The following is a 12,467-nucleotide window of genomic DNA, read 5'->3' as shown; positions in this document are numbered from 1 at the left end:
CCGCTCGATGAGACGTAGTACTGCGGTCACGAGATTCGGACTGTGATTCTCTACTGCGGATGCAGTACGAGCTGTCGGTGAAGTCAGCGGCCCGGGGTACGCCCGGGCGAGACGATGCCCAACTCGTAGGCGCGCACGACGAGCTGCGCCCGATCGCGGGCACAGAGTTTGGCCATCGCCCGGTTCACGTGGGTTTTGGCGGTGAGCACCGTGATCCCCAGCGTGCGCGCGATCTCGTCGTTCGCGGCGCCGCCCGCCACCTGAACCACCACCTGACGCTCGCGGGGGGTCAGATCGTGCAGCAGGCTCTCGCCGCGAATCGCCGACCCGACGGGCCGCGCCAGGAACTCATCCACCAACAACCTTGTGGCAGTGGGCGAGAGCGGTATGGTCCCGCGCGCCACCGAGCGAACAGCGTCGAGTAACTCCGACGGCCGCGCATCTTTACCCAAGAACCCAGTTGCACCCGCACGCAGCGCCTTGGCAACGTTCTCGTCGAACTCGAATGTCGTCAGGATCAGCACGCGTGTTCGCGCCAGCAGCGGATCGGTCACGATCGCTCTGGTCGCCTCGATGCCGTCGAGGTTCGGCATGCGAATGTCGAGGATCGCCACATCGGGCACCGTCCGACGCGTCGCGCGGATGGCTTCGGCGCCGTCGCGCGCTTCGGCTACTACCTCCAGGCCTCGTTCGGAGTCGACGAGCAGACGCAATGTACTGCGAAAGAGTGCCTGGTCGTCGGCGATGACCACCCGTATCGTCATCGGCTCCGCACCTCGTGCAGTGACGGGAGCGGGAGTTCGACGGAAACCACGAACAGGTCTCCGTCGATATCGTCGGCGTCCAGGCGCCCGCCCGCGGCACGCACTCGCTCGCGCATTCCGGCGAGCCCGAAACCGCCGCCGCCCTCACGCCTTCTCGCTGCGGCGATTCGGTTTTCGAGCTCGATGGTCAGCGTCGACAGTCGGTACGTCATGGTCAGCGTCACCGGCTGACCGGGGGCGTGTTTGGCGGCGTTGGTGAGCGCTTCCTGGATGACCCGGTAGGCGGCGAGCTCCACGTCCGGGGTGGCCGGGCGGACACTGCCCCACACGTGTGTCCCCACGTCGAGGCCGGACGCGAGGGCCGCGTCGACGAGCGCGGCCACATCGCCCAGTCCTGGCACCGGCCCTCGCGGCTCGTCATTGTCGGCACGAAGCATTCCGACGAGTCCCTTGATCTCGCGCAGCGCTGCCTCGGAGTTCTCGTGCATGCCGGCCAGTGCCTGCGCTGCGAGTTCGGGGCGGTCGAGCACATGGCGCGCGGTCCCGATCTGCAAGTTGAGGGCGGTCAGGTGATGCGCGACGACGTCGTGGATGTCGCGGCTGATGCGCAGCCGCTCCTCGGTGACCCGACGCTCCGCTTCGGAGTCGTAGAGAGCTGCCGACACTTGCGCGCGTGTCTCCACCGCCGTCACGTAGCGGTTGCGGGCTCGTGTCACACCGCCGATGCACGCACCCAGTAGCGGCCAGCCGATCAGTCCTATCCGTTCGACGAGCAGCCACTGCGGGCCGAGTACCACGCCGGCACAGGTCAACGCGACACATACCGCGGCTGTCGCCGCCATCGTCGTCCGCGCTTCGAATCGTGAAGCGAGCGTGCACAAACAGACGCTGAGCGGCAAGGTGGCGGCCGCGTTGAACTGGCCCGAATACGCAATGTAACCGACGGTGCCTGCGGTGGTGATCGCGAACGCCCACCACGGGTGGGTGCGTTTGACCGTGAGTCCGGCGGCAGACGATGCGACGATCAGTGCGGCGATTGTCGACGTGTCACCCGGACGGCCGCCGCGCTGTTCGAATCGCACCGCGATCACCGCGCACACCGCGACGAGCACCGCGACCACACTCGCCGTCAGCACAGGCCGCCGATACGACAACTGCACCCACCGCTCCACCACATCCATGAGAAGAAGAATAGGAGTCCAGTGGGTATTCGCGGCAGTATTCTACTGCGGACGCATTACGCCGGAAGGCAAGAGAATTCGCGGAGCGCCAGGCTCGAACACCGCGCCTGCGTGAGGCAGCTCGCCCCGGTGAGTGCCCTCACGTATCTCGTGAGGGCCTGCCCGGTCAGCACGGGAAACTATCCCACTGGCTGACGGAGGCGCTGCCGCATGGCTTCGTAGAGCACGACGGACGCCGCGTTGGCGGCGTTGAGAGAACTGGCCGAGCCTGTCATGGGGATGCGGATCAGTCGGTCGACGCCGTCGCGCCATGCCGCGCTCAGCCCGGTCGTCTCGTTTCCGACGACGAGCAGCGTCGGCACGGTCAAGTCGACGTCGTACACATCGGCGTCGCCGTTCTCGTCCGTTCCGAGGATCTGGATCGGGACGCCGGCGGCGTGATGGGACGCAACCCAATCCCGGACATCTCGCGGGGACGGCACACGAACCGTCGGCACGGCGAACAGCGATCCCGTGCTCGCCCGCACAGCGCCACTGTCGTACGGGTCGGCCGCGTGACCGGTCACGATGACACCCGCAGCACCGAACGAGTCCGCGGAGCGGATAACCGAACCGAGATTTCCGGGACTCGTGGGCCGGTCGAAGACGACGCCGAGAAAGTCGTGCGCGACAGCGATGCGTCCAAGGTCGTCCCCGGGGAGGGCGACTATCGCGAGGAGTTCCGGGGCATCGTCCGCCTTCTCGCCGAGTTCCGCGATCAGCTCGCGCGAGACGGCGAAATGCTCACCTCCAGCCCTCTTCAGCACGTTCCGCGCCCACTCGGACAGTCGGCGATCGGCGTCGAAAAGAACGGCCTCGACAACCCAACCTTGGTCGAGTGCGATCGTGATGGGCCGCACCCCCTGTACGACGAACGCGCGCAGGCGCTGCCGCTTGTTGCGGTTCGTCAGAAGCGAATGCCATTGCTGGAAACGGGCGTTACGCGTGGTGATCTTGAGGACCGGCGGCATGCCGACACCTTATGAGTAGCCGCGCCGCATTGCACCTCAGTACTTCTCTACCGTGAAACCGACGCCGCACAACCAGCGTCCACCCAACGCCACCGGTCCCGCCTGCCTCGGCCAACAGCTGAAAAGGAATCCTCCGTGCTCATCGGCCGAGCGAAATAGGGCGCCAGCACATCAGAGTCTCCGACGCTTTCGTCACGAAGCGTCTCCTGGCCGGCGACCACCCCACGAATGGTCGGCAACCGGCTAGAGACCACCGGCACGAACACGCACCGGAAGGGTGCCGGCACGAGCGAAGGCGGCGCTGCCGGGCACGGTTCCGTTGCGGCGGACCCTCACCGAGAACACTTGCCGGGCCACGACCCGTCCGGCCAGTCCATCACTGACCTGATCACGAGCCCCCGGTCGACGAACCCAGGCTTGTCGGTGAAGGGCCGTGGGGCATGCCGTGTAGGTCACACCCCGGGGCTGCGTCATTCGCCTGGTGTGCAGCGCCGAAGACCCGCGGGTTGATGAAATCCAGCTGGTTGATCCCCAACGTCCCCGTCACCGGGTTGGCCGGGTCGAAGAGCATGTTCGTCAACTTGGCAGGGGGCGATGCCTGATCTTCGTCGAGGCTGACCTTAGCGAACCAGTACGGCGCCAGGATGTCCTGTCCGTCAGCGGTGGAGTAGTCGCGGACGTTGAGCGCAGCGTTCGCCGGCTGGTTCTTCCACACGTTCACCTGCTTGTACCAGACCACCGGGAGCACTTCTTCTCGACACGACATCGACTGCGCGGACCGAAAGGGGGTGCCGCGGAACAGCCAGGGAATCACGAGCGGGACCAACTTCTCGGCGGCGGATCGCTGGGCGGCAAGGGTGAGGTTTGCGATCGTCGGACCGGTGTCGTTGGGCAGTGTCCACTTGGTGGTGGGCAGCTTGGCCGTGGTGGCGGTGAGTTTTCCGTAGTCGCTGAGGACGAGCAGCGTGAGGCCGGTGATGCTGCGGGAGGTCGCCAGCATCTGCGCGCGGGCCGTTCGCCCCAGCTCGGAGGCGCGGACCTGCACATCGTTGACGAGTTGGGGCGGCCCGGATGGCTGGCTGAGGTAGGCACCGAGCCCGAACGCTGCGGAGAGTCCGGCGGCCACCGCGCTCACCGGCGGGCCGGCGAAGCCGCCGAGCGCGACGATCTTGCCGATGAGCCCCAGAACGTACGAGGTGGTTCCGGAGTCGGGCGCGCCGATGGAGTCGATGACCGTCTTGGTGATCTTGTCCAGGTCGATGGTGCCCTGCTGTGCCGCCTCGCCGAAGGGTTGCTGCAGGGCGGCGAAGTAGGTGCGAACTCGGTTGACCATGGAGATCTCGATTGCGAGTTGGGTTCGGACCGCGGCGTAGTCGGCTGCAGTGAAGTTCCGGCCGTCTCCGGGATAGTCCAGCCGGTGCGAGTCGAGGTCGGTCGCCACCGTGTGCCAATCGGCCTTGAAGGAGTGGTAGTACTCGGTGCGCACCGAGCAGGACGGCGTGTCCTGCGCGCAAAGCCCCAGAGTGCGGCCGATGTAGAGCTCCGCGGCGGCGGTTCCGGCCGCGGTGGTGCCGGAGTGGCCAGTGCTGAAGGCCGGGAACGATTGCGGCGCCTGATATGAGATATCGACCAGCTCGGTGTTGGTTCCACCGGCCGGGCCCCCGGAAGTGGGAGTGAGGACCATGTCGCGGTTGCGGGCCAGGCCGCCGGCGATCGGCCCGGGCCTGCCCAGGATCGAGCTCGCCTCGATCGCGGCGGGACCCGCCGTGAGGCTGCCCACCAGGCTGTAGTCGGAGTCGGCAGTGAGGTTGTTGAAGGCCAGCCGGTTCCCGCCGAGCCGCTCGATCCAGACCGCGGCGTCGCTCCACCCCTGGAACCGGGCGGTGGGGTGGCCGATGCTCTGGACCACGACGATTGATCCGCTGGACTGCGCGGCGTCCTGAATCTCGGTCGCCAACCTCGTCTGCGCGGCGGCGTCGTTCGAGGTCCCGTTCGTGGCGACAGTGACGTTCTTGGTGTTCACCAGCCCATGGTCGAACGCGAGTACCTGGAACCCGGACTGACCCGCGCCGAGCACCTGGGAGCTGGCGGTCGCATAGCGTTTGTGGTCGAACAGGACCTCGCTCGCGCCCGGCGTGCCAGCGGTGTTGGTGGTGTCGAACGTCGGGTTCTCGGGGTTGACCACCCCGTACTGGTCGGTGGCGGTGTTGACCTGCAGGTACCCGGACACGTTGCCCCGAGGACCGTTGCCGACGCCCTTGTCGACTGTGATGAACGCACCGCCCGCGGCTCCTCCGGGGATACCGACGACGGAGAAGGCGTGGCCGGACAGCAGCAGAGAGCGCTCGTCGTTGGTGAAGGGCCGCCCGCCGAGGTAGCTGACCGCACCTGCCAGCGCGTCGAGGTTGCGCTGGTCGGCGACTCCGCGGAAGCCGCTGATGACCATCAGGTAGCCGTTGGTGCGGGGGTAGCGGCGCGCGATATCGGACAGGTTGGTCGTCCACCCGATGTTGACGGTCCCGGACTCCTTGACTTCACGCGTGCCGCGGTCGATCACCGCGATGGAGTAGTGGTTGCGGTCGGTGGTGTCGCGCACGTCCTCCCCGTTGATTTTGATCACACTGCCGGGCGCCCTGGAGAGAGCCTCGAACGTCACTCCGATCGGCGGATCGGCGGGCCGTCCCGCGACCGGCGCAAAGCTGTTGAACGGGGCCGACAGCCCACCCGAACTGTCCCCAACGGAGCTGTCCCCGGCCGAGCCGGTGCCGACCGAGCCGGTGCCGACCGGGGTGAGGGCCTGTTGCGCCGCGGCGACCGTGGGGACCCCCAGCGACGCCGCCACGAGTCCCAGCGCCACCGACCCGACAACGAATCCACGTACCGCTAGCCGTTCAGCGGTGAACCGTCCGGAACGCGGCATGGTCCAACCGGGCATGTTCACCTCGTGTGATCGCGTGGACGAGGCAGGATCGACAATCCCCTCGAATCACGAGAAATCTACGCTGCGCAAACAGCACGTAAACGGCCTTTGACCATAATGTTCACGATAGATTTGTCTTCAGGTGCCCAGGGCAGTGACCGTGCGGAAGGCGCTGACGGCAAATTGGCAACTGCGTTGACGGTAGGCATTCCCCGACGAACGTGGGGAGACATTGTCGAGCCGCCTGCGCCAGGCCCGTGACGAAGCTATGAGCCTTGCGGGACTGCGGATCTCGCGATGTACGGCGGACCCGGCACGGCCGACGTCAGCGGCGCGCATCCATCGGCCGCCCGCCACACCCAATGCCCTAGACGGTGACGTCAGAGTAGGGCATCTGCTCGGACACCCAGGGGAATACGACCTCCATGAGCAGCAGCACGAGCGCCACCGCGAGAACGATCGCCAGCAGGGCCTTCACCGGTCGGGGTCCGGGAAGTGCACGCCAGAGGTAGCCGTACATCTATCTACTCCTGCAATGCCGCGGGCATTGCGCCCGAGGACTTAGGGATGGATTCGACGCGAACAGCATGCACGATCATGCGTTCGGCGTTCGAGAACAGCGGATGGCACGTGGTGAGCGTCAAAATGCTTTCGAGCTCGGGGCCAGGCTCGACCCACGCGGCGCCGGGCAGCGGGTTGACGACCGCGATGTCGTCGGGCGTGGTGATGTGTCGACCCTGGAGGTGCGCGTAGTCGCCGTCTGAGACGCTATCGGCCCGCTCGGGGCTCAGGCAGGCTTCTGCCGTCGCACGCCGCGCGGGCGAGACGGTCTCGAGTGGGAGCACACGGTAAGTCACCCATTGGAATTCGGTCTCCACGACGACGGCGTCGCACGCATCGAGCCGATCCAGATGCTGGAACACAGCACCGGTACCGATGCGATGCCCGGCAAGAGCGAAGTTGCCGGCTTCGCCGGGCATCTGCGTGTCGGGGTAGTGGCCAGGGCCGGCGCGCAGGTCCTCGTTGCGAGTGCCCTCGACAACCGCGTAGGCGACGTCGAGAGCCGGAATATGCACGCGCGCAAACCCTTCGCCGAGCGCCGGGGCCGGAAGGGCGACCGGCTCGTCACCGGTCGCCCCTGTGCCCCAGGACTCGTCCAGGCTTCTGTCGACCTCGTCCTGCAGACGCCCCGAGACGAAGTTGGTCCAGTACGCCTCGTAGAACACGTAGAGGAGGAGGACGGCCCCCACCGTGAGGAGCAGTTCACCGACGACCCGGCCTGCATTCGGCCGGGTCCGCTCCGGCCCCGGAACTTTCGTATCGCGCATGGGCCGGAGCCCCCTCCACAGGTGTGTCGAACCGGCTAGCTGCCCAGGTTGATCGCGGCGCTTCCGGCGCCACCGAGCAGATCATAGAGAAGAACGGACAGCCGACCGAGACCGTCGATCACGGCGGAACCGGTGGTCTGGACGTCGAAGGTGAGAGAGAGCGGAAGGACGAGCACGGAGAATTCTCCTTTCGAGGGCGGCCGAGCGATCGGCCGCGAGGTCTCTGGTCCGCTGGTGAGCGGTATTCGATCGGTGCGGCAGCGGTGCAGGGCGGGTGCGACCAGGTCAGTCGCACCCGCCCCACTACCGTGTGCCGGCCGAGGGGCTATCCCTCGCCGGACATCCGCCTACGGTTACGCAGCGTCAGCCAGGCGCCACCGGCGATCAGCACGAGCGCTGCACCGGCGATCCAGACGACGTTCGCACCCGTCACGGGCAGGGACGACTGGTCCGGAGCCGGCTTGCTCGGTGCCGGCTTGCCCGGAGCACCGTTGTGCCCGGTGTCACTCGGCTTCTCCGGCGAACCCGATCCGACCGGCGAACCCGGTCCGACGGGCTCACCCGGCTGGTTGGTCACCGGCGGGGTCGGCAACCCCGAGCCCGATCCCGGCGGAATCAGCGATCCGCCCCACGGGGGCAGCGGGATCGGGAGCGGGATGATGATCAGCCCGTTGCTGCTGGTCTTGTTCTCGAGACCCAGCACCACCGACTCGTTCGCGTCACCGGTGAGGGTGACGGAGACCGCGGTCGAAGCGCCGTCGACCTTGACGACGTCCGCGCTGCCGTCCTTGACGCTCCACACGACCTCGCCCCACTTGACGTTGGTCACGTCAGTGAAGGCACCGGTCTCTGCGAAGGTGATCTCCGTGTCGACCGGGAACTGGACCCGGCCGTCGACGACCGCGGCGTCACACTCGGCGGTCGGGGTGACCGAAGCGCCCGGCTTCACATCGAGGACGCAGGAACGCGCCTCGTCGTCGACGTCCATCCACGTGGCCGTGACCTGGAAGGTCGTGGACTCGTGCCCGGCCACCTGGTTGCCCTTGGGCCCGGTCACGATCTTGTCGATGTCCACGTCCGTGGTCGGGATCGGACGGTTGTGGATCTCCACCACAGCCTCGGCGCCCGGCTCGATCGTCACGGTGTCGCGGTAGTCGGGATCACCGGCGTCCGCCGCGACGTAGTAGTACGGCCGCGCCCAGGAGATTCCGGGCAGGGCAGCAGGATCGACCTCGGAGAAGGTGACCACGGTGTTCCGCGGCAGAACGTCGCCGGACTTCCAGCTGAAACCGTTTCCTGCATCGAGGGTGATGGTCTCGCCCACTGCCGGGAAATCAGTTCCCTCGGGAAGTGCCGGATCGATGTTCTCGACCCGAACCTCGAACTCCGCACCCTCGGGCAGGTCGGCATCGGTCGCGGAGATGAGGTCATCGCCGTTGAGGATGAACTTCGCGAACTCGACCGAGCCGTACTTCCACAGCGCCTCGTTCGTCAGGGTGACGAGGCGACCGTCGTTCGGAGCGTCGGAGACGATGCCCGTCGCGGTGCCGTCGGCGTTCGAGACGAGCCAGGAGTCCCCGCTCGGGTCGGTACCCCAGGCGATCGTGCCCCACTCGACGGCGTCGACCCCGGGACGCGCCTTCTCGGTGAAGGTCACCTCGGTGCCGACCGCGAGTGCGACGCCGAGCGGCGTGGCAACGCCCTGCTTGACGGTCAGGTCCTGGGTGACGTACTCCGTGCCGTCCTTCCAGCGGGCCTGGACCGTGAACTCCTCGTCGTCGCCGACAGCCTCGGCCGCCTCGCCGCCGATCTGCTTGACGATGCGCAGGGTGCCGTCGTTGGTGTCGACGAAGTTCTTCACCTCGACCTGGCCCCGGTCCTTGCCGATGGTCACCACGGCAGAGCCGGGCGCCCCGGTCGTGACGTCCCCGGTGTACGCGGGCACGCCCCAGGCGAGACCGCTACCGTTCGCCGGGACCGTCTCGGTCAGCGTGACCTTGGTGCCGCCGGGCAGGTTCTCGCCGAACGAAACCGGGCTGCCGTCCTTCGGAAGCGCGAGCGTCTTGGACTGCGGTCCGGCCGCGTCGGTCCAGGTGGCGAGCACGTCGAAGGTGGCCGGCACGTTCTTGTTGAACGCCTCCGGTCCGGTGAGCGACTTCTTCAGGTCGAACGAGCCGTAGGTGATCTTGGCCTCGTTGGTGACGGAGACCGCGTTCGCCGCGGCGTTGGTGCCGATGGTGAGCGTCTTCGGGTTGATCACCGGCTCCGACCACGTCACACGGTCGGTGTTCAGCGGCAGGACCTCGGTGAAGGTAACCTTCGCTCCGATGGGCAGGCCCGTCAGCTCGAAGTGCTGATCCTTCTTCAGGGTGATCTCGCGAACCTCGGCGCCGGTGGCGGCGTCGTCGTCGTCGATCTGGGCCTTGATGACGAAGGATTCGTTTCCGGTGAGGTCACCGAGCCCGTCACCCACGACGGTCTTGGTGATCGTCGCCTTCCCGAGGACGGCGTTGTTGACCAGGGTGACACCGATGTTGGTCTTCGGTGCGATGGTCACGACCGCCTGGGTCTTGTCCTCGTTGAGCGTCACGCCCGCTGCCGGGCGGAACTTGCCCTGCTCGAAGTACACGCCGTCGACCCTGGGCAGGTCGATCTCGGACAGGCGGATCTGCCAACCGGTGCCGCGCGGGTTGACTCCGCTGACCGGCGTTCCGTCGGCCTTCACCTTGACGTTGTAGGAACTGTCCGGCTTGTCGGTCGCCGGGTTCTTACCGGGTGCGAACTCCTCGACCTTCACGGTGAACTCGGTGTCCTCCGGGAACTCCTTGGAAGACGGAGCGGCCTCCTTCAGGAGCGTGAACGAGCCGCGCGACACGCCGGTGCCGGTGCCGCCGCCGCCCCACTCCTGCTTGACACTGCTCGTGATGGCATCCCGCCCCTGGTAGGTGAGCGAGTTTCCGTACACCGTGCCGCGACCGTCGAGCCCGCCGCTGGTGGTGCAGAGGGTGTAGTCGATGAAGTAGCGCGTCTCACGGTCGTACGCCTCCATCGGGAGGGTGATGTCGATCCCCCCGGCGGTACGCACGACGCCGGTGGTGGCGGTGAGGTCGCGCTCGGCAACAGCCTTGTCGCCGAGGAAGTCTCGCGCGATCACCCGGAGATTGAGATTCGCCTTCAGATCGGCGCCGACCTCACACACCGTCATGGTGCCGGAGAACGTGTCACTGATGACCGCCGGCGCCTCGAGGCCCTCGAGATGTTGTCCGGGAATTTCGACCTTCCAGTCGAGGGTCGTGCCGGCCGGCTGCTTCTCGCCGGCGACGTCACGGTCGGCGGTATTGAGCTGGCCGCTCTTGCCGCCCTTGAATTCCGGCCCCTTCGCCGTAGCGGTAACCGGCGTGCGGCCGTTGAGGCTCGCCGAGTTGGTGAACACATCAGTGTTGTCCGGTACCTCGTCCTCGGTGAGGCAGGTCCGGTAGCTCACGTAGTAGTACTGCTCGGGGTTGAACGTGTCGATGTCCTTCGGCGTGATCGTCACGCTGAAGTTCTTTGCGCCGGGGGTCGCGGTGGAAACGATCGTGAACTCGCCGGTGACGTTCGTTCGTCCGGGAGCTGAGCCGTTCGGTCCGGGCAGGTAGTTGGCCTTCTCGACCTTCAGCTGAAGGCCGCCCTCGCAGACGACGTGGGCGCCGGTGAGAGTCTCCGAAACGGTGACTTCGTGGCCGGCGCTGCCGGCGATGAAGGTGCCCGGGACCATGATGGTCCAGGCGGCCTCCTTGTAGCGCTTGCCCTTGTCGAGACTGCCGGACTTCGACGGCTCGGTCGCCGGCGTCCAGTCCTGCCCGACGCCGACCGAGCCTACGTTCTTGTCGCCGATCGCCACGGCGTTGTCGTAGACGGTCCCGAGAGCATCCACCTCTCCGCTGGTGGTGCACGAGGTGTACTCGACGCGGTAGAGCATGTCGCTCTTGAAGGCCCCGCCGTTTGCGATCGCGATGGTGACGGGGGCACCCGCACCGCCGGGCTGGGTGACGGTGACGCCGTCGGCGACAGCCTTCAGATCACCCGGGCGACCGGACAGCAGCTTCGCGTTGAGTCGACCGTCGTCGCACAGCTTCATGTTGCTCGAGAGCGTGTCACTCAGGGTCACCGAACCGTCACCTGTCGCGTCCAGAGCGGCCAGATCGGCGCCGGGGATGTCGATCGTCCAACGCACTGCCTGCTTGTCCGACTGGAGCTTGCCGGACTTCTTGGCCGCACCGACATCCTTCCCGTCGCTGATGCCACCGCCGCCGGGCAGCGGGTACGACTGGCCGAACGCACCGTTGATCTCGAAATCAACTTCCTCGGCCGTGGTGTATTCCACCGCCTTCGTGAAGACCTCGAAGTCGCCGTAGACATCCTCGGGCTTGTCCGCGACCGCGTCGGAGAGCACACACGTCATGAGATTCGTGGTGGCCACCAGCTCGCACGTGCCCCACACCGCCCCGCCGCCCACAAGATCGATCCTGGGGTTGGCATCGAGCTTCAGCTCATCGGGGAATTGGACCGTGAACTGGTCGCCCGGCTTCGGGTCGGCCTCCCTCGCGTCCCACGTCCCCTTCACGGTGACGGAGTCCCCGACTTTGATCTGCTGGCCGTTCTTGTTCTCGACCTGGATGTCGGTGATCTTCACCTCGATACCGGGATTGAGCCCACGCGAGGTGACCGCGGCGCTGCGCTGCGCCGTCGTCGGGGCCACGCTCGCCGTGGTCGCGGGCGCCTCCGACGTGGTCGCGGCCGGTGCCTTCGTCGTGGTCACCGGCGAGTCCGACGTGGTCGCGGCCGGCGCCTTCGTCGTGGTCGCGGGCGACTCCGACGTAGTTGCTGCCGGCGTGGAGCTCTGCTCCGTCGTCGAGGGTGACTCGGCGGTGCGCGTCGGAGCAGGGGTGGTCGAAGTCGCGCTTGGGTTCGCCGAGGCAACTGGGGCGATCGAGAAGGACGATACGACCAGCGCCAGGACCGCAAGAATCATCCCCAGTGCGGCCCACCGAGACACCACCTCCCCTCCGCCACGACGCAGGAAGACACGTTTACGCATGAAGGACACCTTTCGTTCAACCACACGCGATCTGTCGCACGCCTGAACGGAGGTCTGCGACGGACAACGAAAAAGAGACAAACAACTCATATACACGAGGTGGTGGCGCGAAAAGTGCTACAAAAAGTCTCGCTCCGGACGTGGAGCCATCGTCGGCGCTGACGGAAGACACTGCACCACTGAA

General features: G+C 66.7%; 9 protein-coding genes. 1 reads left to right on the top strand and 8 read right to left on the bottom strand.

Going from position 1 to position 12,467, the window contains the following annotated elements; translation table 11 throughout:
• Nucleotides 1–83 precede the first annotated feature (83 nt).
• From C8K36_RS06315 to C8K36_RS06290, 8 genes are all read right to left on the bottom strand, one after another.
• Nucleotides 84–764 (bottom strand): response regulator transcription factor, encoded by a 681-nt coding sequence (locus C8K36_RS06315; protein ID WP_107983483.1) that lies wholly within the window; start codon nt 762–764, stop codon nt 84–86.
• Nucleotides 761–1,945: a sensor histidine kinase gene (locus tag C8K36_RS06310; protein ID WP_107983482.1), complete on the bottom strand. Its 1,185-nt coding sequence runs from the start codon at nt 1,943–1,945 to the stop codon at nt 761–763. The genes C8K36_RS06315 and C8K36_RS06310 overlap by 4 nt, the downstream gene beginning before the upstream one ends.
• 179 nt (nt 1,946–2,124) lie before the next feature.
• On the bottom strand, nt 2,125–2,955 hold the full coding sequence (locus C8K36_RS06305; protein WP_107983481.1) for a TrmH family RNA methyltransferase: 831 nt from the start codon (nt 2,953–2,955) through the stop codon (nt 2,125–2,127).
• Between the two features lie 388 nt (nt 2,956–3,343).
• Complete coding sequence (locus C8K36_RS06300) at nt 3,344–5,890, bottom strand: hypothetical protein (protein WP_146176463.1); 2,547 nt, start codon at nt 5,888–5,890, stop codon at nt 3,344–3,346.
• 352 nt (nt 5,891–6,242) lie between these two features.
• Nucleotides 6,243–6,395 carry a hypothetical protein gene (locus tag C8K36_RS24675; protein WP_181319383.1) on the bottom strand — a complete coding sequence of 51 codons (153 nt, stop codon included), beginning with the start codon at nt 6,393–6,395 and terminating at the stop codon, nt 6,243–6,245.
• A 4-nt stretch (nt 6,396–6,399) separates the two neighbouring features.
• Entirely contained in the window at nt 6,400–7,203 is an 804-nt protein-coding gene (locus C8K36_RS06295; RefSeq protein WP_107983479.1) for a class E sortase, read from the bottom strand.
• Nucleotides 7,204–7,238: 35 nt separating this feature from the next.
• Nucleotides 7,239–7,379 (bottom strand): hypothetical protein, encoded by a 141-nt coding sequence (locus C8K36_RS24670; RefSeq protein WP_181319382.1) that lies wholly within the window; start codon nt 7,377–7,379, stop codon nt 7,239–7,241.
• 149 nt (nt 7,380–7,528) lie between these two features.
• Entirely contained in the window at nt 7,529–11,944 is a 4,416-nt protein-coding gene (locus C8K36_RS06290) for a DUF5979 domain-containing protein (RefSeq protein ID WP_258195151.1), read from the bottom strand.
• On the opposite strand from C8K36_RS06290, the gene C8K36_RS25080 reads away from it, so the two are divergent.
• Entirely contained in the window at nt 11,907–12,329 is a 423-nt protein-coding gene (locus C8K36_RS25080) for a hypothetical protein (RefSeq protein WP_258195149.1), read from the top strand. The two genes, C8K36_RS06290 and C8K36_RS25080, sit on opposite strands and share 38 nt — an antisense overlap.
• Nucleotides 12,330–12,467: the final 138 nt, after the last annotated feature.

The organism is Rhodococcus sp. OK519 (assembly GCF_003051005.1).
Taxonomy (GTDB): Bacteria; Actinomycetota; Actinomycetes; order Mycobacteriales; family Mycobacteriaceae; genus Prescottella.
This window is presented reverse-complemented; position numbering and strand designations above follow the sequence as displayed.